The organism is Notoacmeibacter sp. MSK16QG-6, from assembly GCF_024158145.1.
GTDB lineage: Bacteria > Pseudomonadota > Alphaproteobacteria > Rhizobiales > Rhizobiaceae > Notoacmeibacter.
In genome coordinates this window covers 375453-393484 of record NZ_JAMYXM010000001.1, presented here as the reverse complement: position 1 = coordinate 393484, position 18032 = coordinate 375453, and the positions used below count along the sequence as shown (strand labels likewise).

Here is an 18032-nt window from a genome sequence, read left to right as displayed (position 1 = left end):
TTTCATTTCTGCCCAGCTTCGTTCTGCGGCGTGTCACGAGAGAAGATGGTGATGGCATCCTGCTTTTGGTCGAAGCTGGGATCGACGGCAAATGAAGTCAGAACGAACTCGCTTCCGTTCCATTCGTAGGTTGCGGTCGAATAAGCATCGCCGATGCCGCGCCATTTGGCATAAGTGGTAAGAGAATGGCTGTCGCTGTCCCATCCCGCATTGATCAATTGATCGGTGGTCTTCCAGCCGACGATGTCGATCGTTTCGACAGGACCATCGACGCCTTCTTCGGTAGATGCACCCAGTTCGTAATCGATCTCCGGTTCCGCAAAATCGTGGCTGACCGCATAGGCCGGGTCGGAAGCGGTCATCCAGACCGTCATCTGATTATATGCTCCGAACCCGCAGATAAAGCCGACCAAAACCGTCGTCGGTTCGGAAGGCGAGCCGTCATCCTTGCGCGGAGGCAAAGCTATCGTCTCGGTGGGCGCGGTACCGCGGCTATCGTCGCAAATCATGCCGTAGCGCTGGAGAAAGGCCTGTTGCACGCCGATCACGGTTGCGAGCAGCGATGGGTCCGCCTCGGAGACGGGTATCGTATAGTCCTGGGGAACAGGGCGCCCCTGGGCATCGCAGTCGGGAATGGCCCTTGCGAAAGGTTCGTCGCTCGGACGGATCGTTGTCCGCTCGATATGCCAGGGACGGAAGTCGCTCGCCTGGATCGACGGGTTGGCAAGCCGCGCCGTGAGGCAACCAGCAAAAACGGTTTCTCCACCCCCTTTGGCGATTGACCGGATAGCGATGGGCAGCGTCTGGTAGGACGAGCCCGCGGCGCCTTCCGCCATCGATGAGCCGGTAACGATCTGAACCAGTTCGGTGTCATCGAAACCGCGCGCATAGATTTCGACAGATGCGGCAGGTGGCGTCCCGAAATAACTGTATGCACGAGCGAATTCACGTCGGTTGATCGCGTTATAGAGAGAATGAACGAGCGTCTGGGGCGAGGACCGGTCGTCGTAATAGGGTAGGGTGCGGATATTCGGTTCGCTGGCCGAGGCAAGGTCGGGCTGGATATTGAATGCCAGGACGAAGACAGCTTGTACCGCGAAAAACCACCCAGTCAGAAGCCGCATTTGCATGATCCTCCAGCATTGTTCGGGCAGTGCAGAATGCGCTCGCTGATTGGCTAGCGCAACGGTTCGCATTGGGGCACGAAATCATGACAGCCTGTTCACTGTCTTTTGCGTATCAGAGCGCCATAATGGCCAGGAAATTGAACGGTCAGGAATTTATCGATGCGGGTTTTCAATACTATAGAACGCTACGGCGTCGTTGCGGCGCTGTTGCACTGGGCCATTGCCTTTCTCATTCTGACCTTGCTGCCGCTCGGCATCTATATGCATGAATTGCCACAGGTCAGTGGCGAGGAAGTGGCGCAGAAAATCTGGCTCTACAGCCTGCATAAGACGCTAGGCGTAATGGTCCTGGCTCTTGCCATTCTGCGTGTGATCTGGGCGATCTTAAACCGTCGTCCTGCTCCGCTTCATCCCGAAAGGCGCGCCGAGACGTTCCTGGCGGAGACAGTCCACTGGGCTCTCTATGCGGCTATTTTGGCAACGCCACTGGCTGGCTGGTTCTATCATGCGGCCACCGAGGGTTTCGCACCGATCTGGTGGCCATTCGGACAGAACCTGCCTTTCATTCCAAGCGACGACGCTGAATTGTCGAAAATCTTCAAGTCGGTTCATGCCGGCTTGGCGATCACCATGATCGGCCTTGTCGGTCTCCATATCGTTGGCGCCCTGAAGCATCTGGTAATCGACCGCGACGGCACGCTGGCGCGCATGGTGCCAGGCTGGCGGATGGGCAGCGAAAGCGAGGCGCGTGCGCGCCTTTCTGCTGAGAGGGGGCATAATCATGCCCCCGCTTTTCTGGCGGGCTTGGCCGTTCTGGCTGTGGCAGCTGGCTTGATATATGGCATTGAGAGTAGTGAAGATCATCGCGACACAGCCGCTGCTGTCAGCGAAAAGGTTCCCGTAGCTCCATCGGCATCGACAGCTGGCGAGAACGCTGTCGACGCCGCCCATGGTGCGGAGGAAGGGACCATTGCAGCGGATGCCGCGCCGCTCTGGGTGGTTGACCAGGACGCAAGCAAACTCGCCATTGCCGTGGATCAGAACGGTTCGCCAACAGAAGGCGTTTTTGAGGATTGGGCCGCGACGATCCGGTTCGATCCGGAGGCGCTCGACAAATCGTCGGTGCGTGTCGAAGTCGCGGTAGGCAGCCTTTCCATGGGCGATGTGAGTTCGACCGCGACCGGCCTTTTGAAGGCCGGCGAGCAGCCGACGGCAATCTGGACTGCGGATTCCTTTTCGAAGACGTCCGATAACACTTATGAGGCTGCCGGCACACTGGAACTGGCGGGCCAGACGGCTCCACTGATGCTGCCTTTCACGCTCGACATCGACGGCGACACGGCGCGTATGAGTGCCCAAACGGTGATGCAGCGTTTGGACTGGAGCGTCGGCGCTGGCGATTATCCCGATGGCGGAACGGTTGGCCTGGACGTGACCTTGCAGATCGAAGTGGTTGCGACCCGCGAGACTGGAAATTGACGCGCCTATAGCAAACCGAAAAGAAAACCCGCCAGTACAATCACTGGCGGGTTTTTTTCCGATAAGAATTTGCAGAGCCGTTAGCTGTCGGCCTTCTGGGCTTCGACAGAAATATTTAGCTCGACTTCGTCGGATACATTGGGCGCAAACTTGCCCATATCCCACTCGCTGCGCTTGATCGTGGCCGTTGCATCGAAACCGGCCCACGGCTTGTTCGCCATCGGGTGATCGCCGCTCTTGTTGAGCTTCGCGTCGAGCGTGACCGGCTTGGTGACGCCGTTCATGGTCAGGTCGCCGGTGATTTCCGCGGTGTCGTCTCCGGTCTTCTTAATATCGGTCGAGGCAAAAGTGACGACCGGGTTCGCTTCGGCGCTGAGAAAATCATCGCTGCTGAAATGCTCGTTGCGCTTGTCCCAACCCGTGATGATGGAGGAAGCAGGAATCTCGACATTGACCGACGAGGCTTCCGGGTCTTCCTCATCGAACATGATCTCGCCTTCGAAACCGCTGAACATGCCGGTCGTATTGGAAAAGCCGAGATGACTATAGGTGAAAACGACCTGGCTGTGACTGGGATCGAGCGTATATTTGACCGGCTCGGCATAGGCGCTGGTGGCCAGTAGGGCAGAAGCGGCTGCGGCAAGGGTAAGCGAACGTATCATTGAAATCTCCTTCAAGTTGAGATCGGGGCTAAAGATATCGAACCGGCTGGGCCAGAACGAAATAAGGGCCGCTAACCGAGTTCGGGGGACCTCGATCTGCGGCTGGCATTTACACGATGCACAAACTAAGGCCCTCACCGTTCACCACAAGCGCCCATTCGATGACAATCCGTTCACAATCCCGCGCTGCTATCGTTCGACTTTTGCAGCAGATCGCCTTGCCATGCGGCTGACGGCACCGCTAATGGCAACTTTTCAAAGGGTGAGGCGGTGGAAATGGGCGCGATGGAAATTGGCCTGCTGTTCCTTGCGGGGTTCGTATCGGGCGCCATCAATGCGGTTGCCGGCGGAGGCACATTCATCGCGTTCGGGGCACTGTCGCTGCTCGGCGTTCCGCCCATCTCAGCCAACGCGACCTCGTCGATCGCTCAACTGCCGGGCTATTTCACGTCGACATTGGCCTACTGGTCTTCGATCCGGCAGGTCGTGCGGAGTGCAGTGTTTCTCGCCATTGCCTCTATGGTCGGCTCGCTATGCGGCGCGCTCTTTCTGCTCTGGCTTTCGAATGACCGTTTCGCTGCGCTTGTCCCATGGCTGCTGCTGGCGGCCACGGCGCTATTCGCTGCCGGACCTTGGCTGAAGCCGAAACCGACGGAAGCCGACGACGAAACGCAGCGAAGCACGCTGGCAAGCATAGCCGTCCAGTCCATCGCCTCCATTTATGGAGGCTTCTTCGGCGCCGGTATGGGTATCATGATGCTGGCGACGCTGGGCCTGACGGAAGGCGGCGACTACCATCGCCTCAACGCGCTGAAGAACCTGCTCTCAAACGTCATCGCCATCGTCGCCATCGTGGTTTTCATTTCTGGCGGCGTGATCTCATGGCCGGGCGCGCTGGCTATGATTCCCGGCGTCGCGCTTGGCGGCTATGGAGGCGTCTGGGCAGCAAAGCGTGTGCCGCAGACGGCCGTCCGCATGTTCGTCATCGCGGTGGGACTATTTCTGGCCGGCTATTACTTCTGGCGGGGGTAAGGGCAGTGTACTTTCTGGACCCAGCCAAAAAGCACGACCCGGAACGGCGCTGGGCCCTGCCGGATCGCATATTCTTTGGCCATGGGGCATGCCATATCCTGGCCGGCGCGTATCTGCGAAACCCTCCGCTGCCGGGATTTTACGCAGAGCGGATCATTCCCGCCGAGGGGTATTGGGGCAACCATATCTACGCGACGAACGGAAAATTGGCCTTTGACTATCACGGCTATTCAACGCGTTCGCGTCTGCTGGCGCACCATCGCAAAGGCTGGTCAGGCGCTTACGAGGGATGGGATTGTGTGATCGAGATCGTCGACTTCGATCTCTTTAGCACAAGCGAGCTCAACAGCCGGAAGATGCTCGGTCCCGATCAGTATCGCTACGATCCCATCTCGCGTGCCCGGCAGTTCATCGATCGTGTCGACCACGCCAAGGCTTCGGCAAAGGCGGCGCGTTTGCTTGCGAGCACTGGCTAACCCACCGCCTCCGCATCCATCTTCTTCGCTACCTTCAGCGCAAACGCATAGGAGAAGGCGACTTCTTCCAACCGCGAAAAGCGGCCCGATGCGCCGGCGTGGCCTGCATCCATATTGATCTTGAACAGCACTGGCGCATCCGAGGTCGAATATTCGCGCAGTTTCGCGACCCATTTGGCCGGCTCCCAGTAGGTGACGCGCGGGTCGGTGAGGCCGGCCAGTGCCAGGATCGGCGGGTAGGGGAGGGCCGCGACATTGTCGACCGGGGAATAGGCGGCAATCGTTGCATAGTCGTCGGCGTTTTCGATGGGATTTCCCCATTCGGGCCATTCCGGCGGGGTCAGCGGCAGCGTATCGTCCAGCATGGTGGTAAGCACGTCGACAAAGGGCACTTCGGCGATGATGCCGCCGAAGCTTTCGGGGGCCATGTTGGCGACCGCTCCCATCAACATGCCGCCTGCCGAACCGCCCTGTGCGACGATCCGGTCGTGTGACGTGAACTCATGGCTGACGAGGTGGGCCGCCGCAGCGATGAAGTCATGGAAAGTATTGGCTTTCTGCGCCCGCTTGCCGGTTTCGTACCAGTTCCAACCCTTGTCTTTTCCGCCGCGAATATGGGCGATGGCATAGATGAAGCCGCGATTGACCAGGCTGAAAGCGTTGGTGTTGAAGCTCGCCGGTATCGAGATGCCGTAAGAACCGTAGCCGTAGAGGAGGCATGGCGCTGTGCCGTCCAGCGGCGTGTCGCGGTGATAGAGGACCGATACCGGCACCATCTCGCCATCATGACTTCGCGCATGAACCCGCCGCGTGACGTAATGCGAGGCATCGTGGCCCGAAGGGACTTCCTGCTCTTTGAGCAGGCGTCGTTCGCGCGTTCTCAGATCGTATTCATAGATCTGACTCGGCGTCGTCATCGACGAATAGGAAAAGCGGATTTTGGTCGTGTCGTATTCGTAGGAATTGCCAAGACCGAGCGAATAGGCCTCTTCCTCGAAAGCGATGGCGTGTTCTTCGCCGGTCTGGCGGTCGCGGATGACGATACGCGGCAGGCCATCCTTCCGTTCCAGACGGACGAGGTGGTCGGCGAATGACGCGATGGACAGGATCAGCCGCCCGGCTTCATGCGGCACGACCTCACGCCAGTTCGCTTTCGACGGATCGCCAACCGGCGTTTCCATGACCTTGAAGTCTTTCGCACCATCGGCATTGGTCAGGATGAAGAAAACGTCGCCGCCTTCCTCCAACTCGTATTGCAGCCCCTCCTCGCGGGGATGAACGACCTTCGGCGTCAGATCGGACAAATCCGCCGGCACCAGACGATATTCGGTGGTCTCGTGGTCGTGGACCGAAATCATGATCCAGTCGTTGAGGCGCATGCCACCGACGCCCATGAACATGCCGTCATCGTCTTCGGTGTAGATGGAAACGTCTTCGGAGGCCGGATCGCCAAGCCGGTGCAGCAAAATCTCCTTCGGTCGATGATTGTCGTCGAGCCGGGTATAGAAAAACGCGTCGGAATCGGCGGCCCAGGTGCCGGAGCCTCCGGTCTTCTCGATCCTGTCGGTATCGCCGGTGCGGCCGATGCTGCGCACAGCAAGCGTGTAGAACTCCGAGCCCTTGCTGTCATGGCCCCAGAGTGCGCGCCGGTGGTTCGGCGAGTGATCGACTCCGCCAAGCCGGAAATAGGCCTTGCCCTCCGCCTCCGCGTCGCCATCCAGAACGACCGTTTCTTCGCCGCCATCGCGGGGCGTACGAATGAATTTCGGGTGCTCGCCGCCAATCTCATACTTCGTGCCGTAAGCGTAGGGCCCATCGGGGAGAGGGACCGAACTGTCATCTTCCTTGATGCGGCCCTTCATTTCGGCGAACAGCGCTTTGCGCAGCTCGTCCGTATCCGTCATCAACGCTTTCGCATAATCGTTTTCCGCCTCAAGATGGGCGCGGATTGCCGGGTCCAGCAGGCTCGGATCGTGAAACATTTCCTGCCAGTTCTCGGCCCGTAGCCAGGCGTAATCGTCGCCGCGCGAAATGCCGTGGCGGGTCTCTTCGGCAGGAATTTTCCCGGCTGTCGGCGCTTTTACGGTTTGCGGGAAAGACGCGCTGGAACGGCTCATGAGATCATTTCTTTTTTGTTCGGTCATGTCAGTCATGTGCGGTGTTTCGCCGCCTGCGGCAAGGGCGGCGGTCGAGTAAGATGGTGCCGGGTGATAGATCGCGGTCGCGTGAGGTGAGAAAAGCTTGACCCCGATAGGTCAAGACAATTATTGTTCTGGAAATGTTCCGGGAGGGTCACATGGCGGCCGAGATTGTTTTTATACGAACCCGATGAGCCGGGGACAGATCGCACGCTGGATGCTGGAGGAGGTGGCCGTCGATTACGACGAGCATATTCTGGCATATGGGCCGACGGGAATGGCCGCCGACGATTACCGCCGCATCAACCCGATGGCCAAGGTTCCGGCTATCGCTCATGGCGAAAAAATCGTGACGGAGGCCGCGGCAATCGGGCTTTATCTTGCTGACGTTTTTCAGGATCGGCGACTTGGACCGATGGATGATGAGCGCGCTGCCTACTACAGATGGGTTCTCTTTTGCGCCGGTCCGCTCGAACAGGCGGTGACGAGCCGCGCCATGGGCTGGGAAGTACCGGACGATCCACAGAAGCAGGGCATGCTTGGCTTTGGAAATTTCGAGCGGACGATCGACGCGCTCGAGGACCATCTGAGTGGCCGTCACTATGTCTGCGGTGATCGCTTTACAATGGCCGACTGTTATGTCGGCAGCCATGTCGATTGGGGTCTTTCATTCGGCACTATCCCCGAACGCGCGGCCTTCAAGACCTACATTGAGCGCATCCGCGAGCGCGAGGCTTATAAGAACGCCAAGGCGCGCGATCAGGCATTGATCGAGCAGATGAAGACCGGGGAATAGAGCGGCACACTGGAAGCTGCCGGCACTCGCTCACTCGTCCTTCGGCTCGAAATTCATGGCGACGCCGTTCATGCAGTAACGCAGCCCGGTCGGCTGCGGACCGTCTGGAAAAACATGGCCGAGATGGCCGTCGCACTCGGCGCATCTGACTTCCGTGCGAACCATGAAAAGCGAACGATCCTTGTGGGTTGTGACGGCATCGTCTCCAACCGGCTGATAGAAACTCGGCCAGCCGGTGCCACTTTCATATTTGGCGTCGGAAGAGAAAAGCGGCTTGCCGCAACCGGCACACGCGAAGGTGCCCTGGCGCTTTTCATGATTGAGAGGCGAGGTGCCAGCGCGTTCGGTGCCATGTTTCCGAAGGACTCGAAACTCTTCCGGGCTCAGCAGTTCCTGCCATTCTTTTTCGCTTCGTTCGGAAGGCGGTTTCGTCGGGTTCATCGTGTTCTCCTCATGCTCTGCGCAGATATAGTTCAACAGTGCTAAAATTTTAGAGGATGGGGAAAAGCGGGCTGTGTGGCGATTGACCCGGCCCGGTCCGATCTTATACGGAAACGCAGAAATGCGCGAAAAACTGGGCAGGGTTTGATGGATGGACTGAGAGGAACAGAGCTTTGATCGCGCTTGCCGCGCTCGCGGTTCCCTTTCTGGCGGCTATCCTCGCTCCTCTTCTGGGACGTTTTCTGTCGCGCTGGCTCGCCATTGTGCTGGCCCTATTCCCGCTTCTGCTCTTCCTGTTCTGGCTGCGTCTTTTGCCACACTTTTTCGGTGACAGAAGCGAAGCGATCGCCGTGCCCTGGATACCAAGTTTCGGTGCGGAATTTTCTGTTCTTCTCGACGGGCTTTCGCTGACATTTGCCATTCTGGTCAGCGGGATAGGCACACTCATCGTTCTTTTCGCGGGAGCTTATTTGAAGGGCGATGCGCGGCTGCCGCGTTTTCTCTGCTATCTCTTCCTGTTCATGGGCGCAATGCAGGGTCTGGTCTTGGCCGACGACCTCATCATGCTGTTCGTGTTCTGGGAATTGACGTCAATCAGCTCGTTCCTCCTTATCGGGTTCGAGCGCGAGAGAATGTCGTCGCGTCGCGCAGCGATCCAGGCGCTGGTCGTCACCGGGATGGGCGGGCTATCGTTGTTGGCGGGCTTTCTGCTGATACGTTACGCAAGCGGCGCGTCCAGCATGTCCGAAATCATGGCCCTGGAAAACGGTTTGCGAGATCTTCCCGTCTATCTGGCCTGCTTCATCCTCGTTCTGGGCGGCGCGTTCACCAAGAGCGCGCAGTTTCCATTTCACTTCTGGCTGCCCAATGCAATGGAAGCGCCGACGCCCGTCTCGGCCTATCTGCATTCGGCCACCATGGTCAAAGCCGGCGTCTATCTCCTCATGCGCCTCCAGCCAGCCATGGGAGATACGGTCGTTTGGGAGACGGTGCTGCCGGTCTTCGGCGCTGTAACCCTACTGACAGGCACGATTCTCGGCCTACGACAGACCGATTTGAAACTGGTCCTTGCCTACACGACCGTCGCGTCGCTCGGCCTCCTCGTCATGCTGACCGGCTTTGGGACCGAAGGCGCAATCGCAGGCGCGGTGCTCTATCTGATTGCCCATTCGCTGTTCAAAGGCGGCCTCTTTATGGTTGCTGGCGGTATCGATCACGAGGCGGGCTCGCGCGATCTGCGGCAGCTCTCTGGCTTGCGTCATGGCATGCCGTTGACCTTCGCAATCGCATTGCTCTGCGCGCTGTCGATGGGCGGCCTGCCGCCTTTTGTCGGGTTCTTGGCCAAGGAGGAAATGTATTACGGCCTTCTCGGAGACGATCCCTGGTCGATCGTGCTGCTGGCTGCGGCTATTGTCGGCAACGGGCTCATGCTGGCGCTCGGCTTTATCGTCGGTCTCCGGCCTTTCCTCGGCAAGGAGATGAAAGCGCCGAAGCACGCTCATGAGGGGCCGCCCGATCTCTGGGTCGGTCCTGCCATTCTGGCGCTATGTGGGATCGGCGCAGGACTTTTCTACCACGTCTTTCATGAGACGATTTCGATACCGATGGCCTCTGCCGTCGCGGGCGAAGTGGTGCCGGTCGAAATCGGACCTATCCCGCACCTTTCCACCGCGTTCTATCTAACGGTGCTGACCATCGCGCTCGGAGTCGGTATCTACCTGCTGCAGGATCGTCTGCGCGCCGGCGTGGATAGGGCGCTGGTCGCCTTCGGCTGGGGGCCGGACCGTGGGTTCGATCAGGTGATAGCCGGGCTTACGACTGCCGCGCATCGGATCACATATTTCTTTCAGAGCGGTAGGCTCGATCTTTACATGACCACGGTTTTTTGCGCCCTGGCCTTCACAATCCTGTTCTCGCTCAGCTTTTTCTCGGAAGTTCCGGCGCTACCGGAGTGGCCGGATCTAGCCATTCACGAATGGACGATCCTGCTCATTATCGTTGTCGGCATGGGCACGGTCATCATGGCGCATAACCGTCTGACCGCCATTGTCTCACTGGGGATACAAGGGTTTGGCGTTGCCGTGCTGTTCATGCTGGAGGGTGCGCCGGATCTCTCATTCACCCAGTTCATGGTCGAAACGCTCTCCGTTGTGATTCTTGCTCTCGTCATGACCCGCATTCCGCTGGCCAAAACCGACCACAGGTCCGATCCCGAAAAGCTGATCGATGGCGGCATTGCGGGTTTGTGCGGCATTGGCATTGGCGCGCTCCTTCTGGCGGTCACGCAGACGCCATTCGATAGCCGGCTAAGCGAGTTTTACGAACAGTATTCCCGAACCATCGCCCATGGCCGCAACATCGTGAACGTCATCATCGTCGATTTCCGTGGTCTCGATACGCTTGGTGAGATCGCGGTCGTGATGATCGCAGGCTTGGCCGTTCTCGGTCTCATCCGCATCCGCCGCCCGAGGATAGAGGATATCGCCACCGAAACCGGAGACCGCTCCTGATGCGCACTGTCATTTTCCGCACGGTTGCGCCTTTTCTCACGGCGCTGATGATCATCTTTTCGATTTTCATTCTTCTTCGTGGGCACAACGAGCCGGGCGGCGGTTTTATCGGTGGCCTGATAGCCGCATCGGCCAACGCGGTTTACGGTATTGCCTGCGGGGTTTCGCCGGTACGGCGCTCGCTGCGGTTTCACCCGATGACGATCGCTGGCGCGGGTCTTTTCATCGCGACACTGGCCGGGCTGGCGAGCATCTTTGCCAAGGCCGGATTTCTTACCGGTCTATGGACGACGGTCCATCTTTTTGGACAGAGCATCGATCTGTCGACGCCACTCTTTTTCGATATTGGCGTCTATCTGGTGGTTCTCGGCACCTTCTCATCGATCGGGCTTGCGCTCGAAGAAAGAGAGGTCGAGTAGTGGAAACCGTTCTTAGCGTGGTTGTCGGGCTGCTGTTCGCTTCCGCGGTCTATCTGATGCTCTCCCTTCATACGATCCGCATGCTGCTGGGCGTCGTTCTGCTCGGAAACGCGGTCAATTTGTTGATTTTCACGGTTGGCCGCTTTCGCTCCGATGTGCCGCCTATCATTCCGGTCGATTCCTATGTGCCGACGACCGATGTCGCCAATCCACTACCGCAGGCGCTCATCCTCACCGCGATCGTAATTTCCTTTTCATTTTTCGTTTTCCTCCTCGTGCTCGCATATCGCGCCTATCAGGATCTTGGCACCGATGATTCCGACAAGATGCGACTGGCGGAGCCGGTGGAAGATGACAGCCCACCGCGGGGATACTGACCTATGGCCGCTGCTGGCGTAACGAAAATCGATCGTTCCCTCGCGATGGTCACCGAGGCTTTGAGCGCCTGGGACTGGCTGGTCATCGCACCGGTCGCGTTGCCGTTTCTGGGTGCTGCGGCCCTTCTCATTCTGCGCAAGCGGATCGCCTGGCATGCGCCAGCTTCCATCGGCGTCATGCTTTTGATGCTCGCCGCCAATATCGGTCTATTGATCCGGGTCTGGAACGAAGGCCCCATCCATATGGCTATGGGAAGCTGGCTGCCGCCTTTTGGCATCGTTTTCGCCGTAGATACGCTGGGAGCGATTTTCGCGACGATCACTGCTTTCACCGGCCTGGTTTGCGCCATCTTCGCCACGGCGGAGGTCGAAGCCACAGAGTATCGCTACGGCTATTTCACCTTCTACCTGCTTATGCTTGCCGGCGTAACGGGCGCCTTCCTGACGGGGGATATTTTCAACCTATACGTCTGGTTCGAGGTTCTCCTGATCTCCAGCTTCGGCCTGCTGGCGCTTGGCTCCAACCCGATCCAACTCGATGGCACCTTCAAATACGCCATTCTGAATCTGGTCGCGACAACGCTTTTTCTTATCAGTGTCGGCCTGATTTACGGCATTGCGGGCACGCTCAACATGGCCGATCTGGCCGTAAAGGCGCGGAGCGGCGAACTGGCAGCGCCCGTGATGAGCTTTGGCGCGCTGCTGACCTTCGCATTTCTGATGAAGGCTGCAGCCTTTCCACTCAATGCCTGGCTGCCAGCCTCCTATCACGTAACGCGTTCCACCTCGGCAGCCCTTTTTGCTGCGTTGCTGACCAAGGTCGGCGTCTATGCGCTTCTGCGGACCTTGGTTCTGCTCTTTCCGGAACTCGGTCAGACCTTCGCGCCCATCTTCCTGATCGCAGCCAATGCGACGATGCTGATCGGTGCACTAGGCTTGCTTGCCTCCAGCGATATTCGCCGAATGGTGGGCTGGGCGGTCATATCCGGCATTGGCGTTATTCTGGTAGGGCTCGGCATCGGCGAGATGGCGGCGCTGAGCGGCGCGATCGCCTACGCAGTCCACTCAATGGTCGTGATGGCCGGCCTCTATCTTCTCGCAGGGGCAATGGGCTGGCTGTCGGGCAGCGACTCGCTCTTCAAGATGGGTGGGCTCGCCGTTCAGTCGCCGGGCCTTCTTCTCTGTGGTCTTGGAATAGTCTTGGCGACATCTGGCCTGCCGCCCTTTTCGGGCTTATGGCCAAAAGCTATTCTGGTCGAAGCGGCTCTTTCCAAAAACGCCTATCTGACGGTCGTCGTCATTCTGGTGAACGGTTTACTGACGACCATCGCCCTTGGCCGACTATTCGCGTTCGGGTTCTGGCGCGAAGCTCAATTGGAGCGGACGGAAATTGGCGCGACGCCGGTTCTTTCCATGAGCCGTATGGCGCCGATAGCGATCATCGTCATGGTGTCGCTCGCATTCGGCCTTTATCCAGAGCCATGGCTTGCCGCATCGCGTCAGGCCGCTGCCGGGCTGCTGGATGGGGCGGCATACATCAACACCGTACTGCCGGAGGGATAGCGCATGAACCTGCAGCTCATGAACATTCTGCTAGCCTTGGCGTGGGCCGCGGTGACAGGGTCGTTCACCCTGCCAAACCTTATCTTCGGCTTTGTTCTCGGCGCCCTCGGCATGTATTTCATCCGTGAGCAGGTCGGTTCTCTTGGCTATTTTCGACGCCTCTGGCGGATCAGCATTCTCGTGCTGATCTTCCTGCGGGAGTTGATCTTCAGCGCATGGCGCGTCGCAATACTTGTCCTCACCCCCAAGATGAATGTGCAGCCCGGCATCTTCGCATACCCGTTACGGGTGCGTGGCGACATGCAGATCACGCTTTTAGCCAATATGATAACCCTGACGCCCGGCACCTTGTCCGTCGATGTAGCGGAGGATCACAGCACCTTGTGGGTGCACGCACTGGACTGTTCCGACCCGGAAGCGGCCAAGCAGGATATCGCGCGCATGTTCGAACGGCGGATCATGGAGGCCTTCGAATGACAGAGTTCGGTGCAGTTTTTCTCGATCGGGCAGAACTAATTGCCCTTTATCTGCTTAGCGCCTCGTTTCTGTTGACGGTGTTGCGCGTTATTCTGGGGCCGACCTTGCCGGATAGAATCCTGTCGCTGGATATGTTGGTCTCCATCGTAATCGGTTTCATCGCCGTCATCGGTATCCGGTCGGGATTTACACTCTATATCGACATCGCGATCGCGCTGGGGCTTGTCGGATTTCTGGCGACTGTCGCATTCGCCAGGTTTATCATGATGCGTGGCCATGTTGGCGATGACGATAACGCAGAGGAACAACCTCAGGAGGGCGCGTCGTGATTGACGCTCTGCTCAATATTGTGGTCGGCCTGCTTCTTCTTGCAGGGGCGCTGTTTTCGCTGGCTGCGTCGATTGGCTTGTTGCGGCTGCCGGACCTCTACACCCGCATGCATTCAGCCTCTAAGGCCGGGACGGTCGGCTCTGGTTTTGCTTTGATTGCGATGGCAATCCATTCGGCTGATCTTGGCGACTCGACGAGAGCTATCGCGGGCGTTGTATTTTTTCTCCTAACCGCGCCGATCTCCGCCCATCTTCTGGCCAAAGCCGCACATGATATGGGCTACCCTCTTTGGTCGAAATCGCTCGCAGATGAGAAAAAAGCCGAAGAATCCAGCGGGAAAAGCAACTCGGTTTATTGAACTTTTCGTAAGGTGCAGATTTCGTTTCGACGATAACTTCCGAGTTAATTAACGTAACAGGACGCGAGTACTTGTTACGAAGAATTTATTCTTATACATATAGCTTGACATCTCGCAGCCTGCATGTGACATGCGCTGCCAAGACCGACCAAGGTTTATTCCCAAGAACAAAACTTATTGAGGCACTGTTATGGAATTGTCCGAAAACAAAAACGCTCAGGATGCTCAGCTCATTGATTTGACCGCAGAAGTTGTGACCGCTTACGTTGGTAACAATCCGGTTCCCGCAACTGATCTTCCGAGCCTGATATCTGAAATTCACAATGCGTTTAGCCGTATTCGTGGAACGGGTCAGGCCGTGGCAGAAACCGAAAAGCCCAAGCCGGCAGTCAATCCCAAGCGCTCGGTCAGCGACGATTACATCGTTTGTCTTGAAGACGGAAAGAAGTTCAAGTCCCTGAAGCGTCATCTTTCGGCCCATTACAATATGACGCCGGAACAGTATCGCGAGAAATGGGGCCTGCCGGCCGATTATCCGATGGTCGCACCTAACTATTCGGCCGCACGTTCCAAGCTCGCGAAGAAAACCGGATTGGGCCGCAAAGCCAAGTCTTAGTCCGTGACGATGGTTTGTTGATTTAAGGGGCTGCTTCGGCAGCCCTTTTTGCGTTTGGAGCCGAGGGCTCCGTGATCGATCTGTCATTAAATGTTCTTTTTTTGTTCCACTCTGTTCCGCGAGTTGATATAAGAAAACATTCCTCAGAGGAGTGTTTTCATGACCGTTGCGCAGCTTCGTTTGCACCAGATCGACGAGCAGATCGTAGAGAGGGTTCGCGGTCGCGGAATCCGGTGTCATCCGAGCGATCGGAAGGCATGGGCGATGCAGCAGGGCGACGCCGCTATCGACCTGATCGCTGCGATTTTCGCCGTCGATGGTCGTGATATCCGCAAGCCGACCCGTTGTGGCATGGAGGTGGGCCGCGTACGGCATGTGGCGATGTATGTCTGCCATGTGACGCTACAATTGACGCTGACGGAGGTCGGTATGGTTTTCGGTCGGGACCGAACCACTGCGACCCACGCATGTCACAGAGTGGAAGACTTACGAGACGATGCCGATTTCGATGCGCTCATGGATGCCGTGGAGCGTACGGTGGCCTACACATTGCGGATCGACCGTGGCGAAATCTTTATTTGACGCTCCAGAATTCAGGCGTCCTGAACGGACGACGCTTCCATCCTGATCCGCTCGATCATGGCGCGAATCCCATTGGCGCGCTGCGGAGAGATATTGTCGGCCAGTCCCAATTTGTCGAGCATCGAAGCGGCATCTGTCTGAAGAATGACCTCGGGTGTCTTGCCAGAGAAGATCGCCAGTATAATCGCGACGAGGCCCCGGACGATATGAGCGTCCGAATCGCCTCGAAAGTGAAGAACGCGCCCTTCGGGTGTTTCGACTTCGTCTGTATGCAGCCAAACCTGTGAGACGCAGCCTTTCACACGGTGGGCATCCGTTCGCCACTCATCTGGGAAGTCCGGCAGATCGCGACCGAGATCGATGACATATCGGTAGCGGTCCTCCCAGTCGTCCAGGTAAGCGAAGTCCTCTTTGATCGAAGCGAAATCGGGTGCGGTGTCCATGGCCGGGATATAGGCAATAAGAAGCCAGCCGTCATCGCTCTAAGTCGACGAATTTATCATTAGCCTTTGCGAAGAAGAATCGCGAATAGCGAAGCGCGACTTCGCCGCCATGTGTTGTCCATGGCGCGGCCATGCCGATACGACGCTGTCGTTGATCGTGGTGAGCGAAGGGTTAACGCTATTTGTTAGCCCTGTACAATGTTGAAAGAAAAGGCTTTTTCAAGAGACGATATGCCGTGGCCATGCCGCGGTTCGGATGATTGGTAAGCGATATCAGAGTCCATCGGCTATCAAGGATGCGAAACGAACCTTTCCTTAAAACGCCACGGCCATTGTGGAAGAAGTTTCCAGCGGCTCATGACGACCGTTTCGAAGTCGGCCTTGCTGGTGTTGGTGATTGGGTTGCGTCTTGGTTCTGTCTGTTGAAAATGCAAGCGACGATTGGCGGAGCCGCATCGCGGCGGCGTTCGACCGCTTCGTCAACCGCGATGTGACGGAACCTGTCCGTCGGCAACGTCAGGCCCGGCTTTTCGGCTCGATTCTTTCTGTCACCATTCTTCTTATCGTTTTGTCCATGCCGCTTTCGGCTTCGGATCCATCCTACTTAGCTTTTCCGTTTCTGGCTGGCGCAGCTGGGTGCGTGCTGTCTGCAATGCTCTCCGCCAGTGGCCGCGAGACGCTTTGCGCAATTCTGACCGGTGTCTTCGCGCTCGGCTTTGCCGCCCTGACGCTGGTGAAGGATGGCAACGCAACCGGCATCGCCTTTCTGATCATGGCGGTCCCAGTGGTGGAAGGATGGTGGGCGCTGCGCCGGCCATTGCTGACTGGATTTGCCACCACCTTGGCCGCCGGCACTGCCATCGGCGTGCTCCTGACCGGATGGAGCGCTACGAGCCCGACCTTATGGAATGTTGCTGCATCGGTCGCGCTTGTTTTGTGGATCGGCAGTTTGCTTCTGCGTATGAAGCAACCGGCCCGCGACGATATGGAGACTGCCGCGGACGACAACGCGCTTTTGACTCATCCCTTGGCGAACGATCTGCCTGGAGCAATCGCGATTTTTGCGCCGGATGGCGACCTGCTTGCCGCGAGCGACAGGCTCGAAAGCCTGCTGGGCGTGGAAGTTGCGCATCTCCTTGGGTCGTCTTTCTTCGAGCGCATCCATGTTGGCGACCGGGTAGGGTGGTTGAATGCTGTCGCCGATGCACGGGAAGGCAAGGAAGCGCAAGCCATCATGCGCATGCGGCTCGCATATGAAGGCGAAGTGGCGTTCGCCGATCTGTCGGCACGTCTTTCGTCGGAGCGCGACGGGCGGCTGGTCGGAATGCTGGCGATCGATTCGGAAGCAGCGGCGCGTCAATGCGAATTGGATAAGCTACGCGAAGAGGCGGGCGCCCTCGCAAGTGCTCGCAACCATTTTCTGGCAACGGTTAGCCATGAAATGCGTACGCCGCTCAACGCCATTATCGGCTTTGCCGATATGATATGCAGCGACGCAATGCCCGATCACAGTCTGGAGAGGCATCGCGAATATGCGGAATTGATCTCCGCATCGGGCGGGCACCTCTTAAAGGTCGTGAACGCGATTCTCGACCTCTCAAAAATGGAGGCTGGCGCTTACACCATTCAGCGTGAACTTTTCGACCCGGCTGAGGCGCTCGATATGCCGCTCTCGATTGCCGCCCAACAGGGTGAAATCGAAAACGTCTCTGTCAGCCGACTCGACTGCGAGAATTTGCGGCCGGTAAACGCCGACCGCCGCTCTGTTCAGCAGATTCTCATCAACCTGCTGTCCAATGCCGTCAAATTCACGCCGGCTGGTGGTAAGGTCGAGGTGGCTATGCGGGACGATGGCAGGAATTTCTCTATCGCCGTCCGCGACACGGGCGTCGGCATTGCAGAGGACGACCTGCCGAGGCTCGGCAAGCCCTTCATTCAGCTGGGAGATAACGGCCTCGCACGCCAGCATGACGGCGCTGGCCTCGGCCTGTCCCTCGTTCACGGCCTCGCCGAATTGCAGGGCGGCCATGTGCGGATCGAAAGCCGTCTCGGCGAAGGTACGGAAGTCATCGTCACCATACCAAATCTCGGTGCGTCCGAGGCCATAAACATGCCAACACAGACCGGAGCCAATGAAAGTCTCATCGAACCGAACCGTGATATTCAACAGCGCCGAACGGCATGAGTATGGGAGATCAGGACGGAC

19 protein-coding genes are annotated in these 18032 nt (G+C 58.0%); 14 read left to right on the top strand and 5 right to left on the bottom strand.

Annotated features, from left to right (window positions below; translation table 11 throughout):
- Positions 1-2: 2 nt before the first annotated feature.
- Positions 3-1124 carry a DUF1176 domain-containing protein gene (locus tag NIM86_RS01905; protein ID WP_253378676.1) on the bottom strand — a complete coding sequence of 374 codons (1122 nt, stop codon included), beginning with the start codon at positions 1122-1124 and terminating at the stop codon, positions 3-5.
- Between the two features lie 162 nt (positions 1125-1286).
- Between NIM86_RS01905 and NIM86_RS01900 the strand changes: the two genes are divergently transcribed.
- A complete protein-coding gene (locus NIM86_RS01900) occupies positions 1287-2606 on the top strand; it encodes a cytochrome b/b6 domain-containing protein (protein ID WP_253378674.1) in 1320 nt (439 codons plus the stop codon).
- A gap of 80 nt (positions 2607-2686) precedes the next feature.
- Here the strand turns inward: NIM86_RS01900 and NIM86_RS01895 are convergent, their stop codons facing one another.
- A complete protein-coding gene (locus NIM86_RS01895; protein WP_253378673.1) occupies positions 2687-3268 on the bottom strand; it encodes a YceI family protein in 582 nt (193 codons plus the stop codon).
- Between the two features lie 276 nt (positions 3269-3544).
- Between NIM86_RS01895 and NIM86_RS01890 the strand changes: the two genes are divergently transcribed.
- Positions 3545-4300: a sulfite exporter TauE/SafE family protein gene (locus tag NIM86_RS01890; RefSeq protein ID WP_253378672.1), complete on the top strand. Its 756-nt coding sequence runs from the start codon at positions 3545-3547 to the stop codon at positions 4298-4300.
- 5 nt (positions 4301-4305) lie between these two features.
- Positions 4306-4776, top strand: a complete 471-nt coding sequence (locus NIM86_RS01885; protein WP_253378671.1) for a hypothetical protein — start codon at positions 4306-4308, stop codon at positions 4774-4776.
- On the opposite strand, the gene NIM86_RS01880 is transcribed toward NIM86_RS01885, so the two are convergent.
- On the bottom strand, positions 4773-6893 hold the full coding sequence (locus tag NIM86_RS01880; RefSeq protein WP_253378670.1) for a S9 family peptidase: 2121 nt from the start codon (positions 6891-6893) through the stop codon (positions 4773-4775). The two genes, NIM86_RS01885 and NIM86_RS01880, sit on opposite strands and share 4 nt — an antisense overlap.
- 211 nt (positions 6894-7104) lie before the next feature.
- On the opposite strand from NIM86_RS01880, the gene NIM86_RS01875 reads away from it, so the two are divergent.
- A complete protein-coding gene (locus tag NIM86_RS01875; protein WP_253378669.1) occupies positions 7105-7710 on the top strand; it encodes a glutathione S-transferase family protein in 606 nt (201 codons plus the stop codon).
- Between the two features lie 30 nt (positions 7711-7740).
- On the opposite strand, the gene msrB is transcribed toward NIM86_RS01875, so the two are convergent.
- The gene (msrB, locus tag NIM86_RS01870) at positions 7741-8151 is read right to left on the bottom strand and encodes a peptide-methionine (R)-S-oxide reductase MsrB (RefSeq protein ID WP_253378667.1); all 411 of its coding nucleotides are present in this window, start codon (positions 8149-8151) and stop codon (positions 7741-7743) included.
- Between the two features lie 173 nt (positions 8152-8324).
- On the opposite strand from msrB, the gene NIM86_RS01865 reads away from it, so the two are divergent.
- The 9 genes from NIM86_RS01865 to NIM86_RS01825 all read left to right on the top strand — a co-directional run bounded on the left by NIM86_RS01865 (position 8325) and on the right by NIM86_RS01825 (position 15383).
- Positions 8325-10661: a putative monovalent cation/H+ antiporter subunit A gene (locus NIM86_RS01865; RefSeq protein ID WP_253378665.1), complete on the top strand. Its 2337-nt coding sequence runs from the start codon at positions 8325-8327 to the stop codon at positions 10659-10661.
- Entirely contained in the window at positions 10661-11080 is a 420-nt protein-coding gene (locus NIM86_RS01860) for a Na+/H+ antiporter subunit B (RefSeq protein WP_253378664.1), read from the top strand. The genes NIM86_RS01865 and NIM86_RS01860 overlap by 1 nt, the downstream gene beginning before the upstream one ends.
- Positions 11080-11457 (top strand): Na+/H+ antiporter subunit C, encoded by a 378-nt coding sequence (locus NIM86_RS01855; RefSeq protein ID WP_253378663.1) that lies wholly within the window; start codon positions 11080-11082, stop codon positions 11455-11457. Before NIM86_RS01860 ends, NIM86_RS01855 begins: the two co-directional genes overlap by 1 nt.
- A gap of 3 nt (positions 11458-11460) precedes the next feature.
- Positions 11461-13020, top strand: coding sequence for a Na+/H+ antiporter subunit D (locus NIM86_RS01850; RefSeq protein ID WP_253378662.1), 1560 nt, complete (start codon positions 11461-11463; stop codon positions 13018-13020).
- A 3-nt stretch (positions 13021-13023) separates the two neighbouring features.
- Complete coding sequence (locus NIM86_RS01845; RefSeq protein ID WP_253378661.1) at positions 13024-13497, top strand: Na+/H+ antiporter subunit E; 474 nt, start codon at positions 13024-13026, stop codon at positions 13495-13497.
- The gene (locus NIM86_RS01840) at positions 13494-13826 is read left to right on the top strand and encodes a cation:proton antiporter (protein WP_253378660.1); all 333 of its coding nucleotides are present in this window, start codon (positions 13494-13496) and stop codon (positions 13824-13826) included. The genes NIM86_RS01845 and NIM86_RS01840 overlap by 4 nt, the downstream gene beginning before the upstream one ends.
- Entirely contained in the window at positions 13823-14185 is a 363-nt protein-coding gene (gene mnhG / locus NIM86_RS01835; protein ID WP_253378659.1) for a monovalent cation/H(+) antiporter subunit G, read from the top strand. Before NIM86_RS01840 ends, mnhG begins: the two co-directional genes overlap by 4 nt.
- 190 nt (positions 14186-14375) lie before the next feature.
- A complete protein-coding gene (locus NIM86_RS01830; RefSeq protein ID WP_253378658.1) occupies positions 14376-14801 on the top strand; it encodes a MucR family transcriptional regulator in 426 nt (141 codons plus the stop codon).
- Positions 14802-14960: 159 nt separating this feature from the next.
- Positions 14961-15383, top strand: coding sequence for a helix-turn-helix domain-containing protein (locus tag NIM86_RS01825; RefSeq protein ID WP_253378656.1), 423 nt, complete (start codon positions 14961-14963; stop codon positions 15381-15383).
- An 11-nt stretch (positions 15384-15394) separates the two neighbouring features.
- Here NIM86_RS01825 and NIM86_RS01820 read toward each other — a convergent pair whose 3' ends face one another.
- Entirely contained in the window at positions 15395-15826 is a 432-nt protein-coding gene (locus tag NIM86_RS01820; RefSeq protein WP_253378655.1) for a SufE family protein, read from the bottom strand.
- 409 nt (positions 15827-16235) lie between these two features.
- On the opposite strand from NIM86_RS01820, the gene NIM86_RS01815 reads away from it, so the two are divergent.
- Positions 16236-18011, top strand: a complete 1776-nt coding sequence (locus NIM86_RS01815; protein WP_253378653.1) for a HAMP domain-containing sensor histidine kinase — start codon at positions 16236-16238, stop codon at positions 18009-18011.
- The last annotated feature ends 21 nt before the right edge of the window (positions 18012-18032 follow it).

What these genes read in the sequence shown, in the direction of transcription:
- msrB (WP_253378667.1), bottom strand. Translation starts at nt 8,151, where the DNA reads ATGAACCCGACGAAACCGCCTTCCGAACGAAGCGAAAAAGAATGGCAG.
- NIM86_RS01845 (WP_253378661.1), top strand. Translation starts at nt 13,024, where the DNA reads ATGAACCTGCAGCTCATGAACATTCTGCTAGCCTTGGCGTGGGCCGCG.
- NIM86_RS01860 (WP_253378664.1), top strand. Translation starts at nt 10,661, where the DNA reads ATGCGCACTGTCATTTTCCGCACGGTTGCGCCTTTTCTCACGGCGCTG.
- NIM86_RS01900 (WP_253378674.1), top strand. Translation starts at nt 1,287, where the DNA reads ATGCGGGTTTTCAATACTATAGAACGCTACGGCGTCGTTGCGGCGCTG.
- NIM86_RS01830 (WP_253378658.1), top strand. Translation starts at nt 14,376, where the DNA reads ATGGAATTGTCCGAAAACAAAAACGCTCAGGATGCTCAGCTCATTGAT.
- NIM86_RS01895 (WP_253378673.1), bottom strand. Translation starts at nt 3,268, where the DNA reads ATGATACGTTCGCTTACCCTTGCCGCAGCCGCTTCTGCCCTACTGGCC.
- NIM86_RS01850 (WP_253378662.1), top strand. Translation starts at nt 11,461, where the DNA reads ATGGCCGCTGCTGGCGTAACGAAAATCGATCGTTCCCTCGCGATGGTC.
- NIM86_RS01825 (WP_253378656.1), top strand. Translation starts at nt 14,961, where the DNA reads ATGACCGTTGCGCAGCTTCGTTTGCACCAGATCGACGAGCAGATCGTA.
- NIM86_RS01875 (WP_253378669.1), top strand. Translation starts at nt 7,105, where the DNA reads ATGAGCCGGGGACAGATCGCACGCTGGATGCTGGAGGAGGTGGCCGTC.
- NIM86_RS01890 (WP_253378672.1), top strand. Translation starts at nt 3,545, where the DNA reads ATGGGCGCGATGGAAATTGGCCTGCTGTTCCTTGCGGGGTTCGTATCG.
- NIM86_RS01840 (WP_253378660.1), top strand. Translation starts at nt 13,494, where the DNA reads ATGACAGAGTTCGGTGCAGTTTTTCTCGATCGGGCAGAACTAATTGCC.
- NIM86_RS01905 (WP_253378676.1), bottom strand. Translation starts at nt 1,124, where the DNA reads ATGCGGCTTCTGACTGGGTGGTTTTTCGCGGTACAAGCTGTCTTCGTC.
- NIM86_RS01820 (WP_253378655.1), bottom strand. Translation starts at nt 15,826, where the DNA reads ATGGACACCGCACCCGATTTCGCTTCGATCAAAGAGGACTTCGCTTAC.
- NIM86_RS01880 (WP_253378670.1), bottom strand. Translation starts at nt 6,893, where the DNA reads ATGAGCCGTTCCAGCGCGTCTTTCCCGCAAACCGTAAAAGCGCCGACA.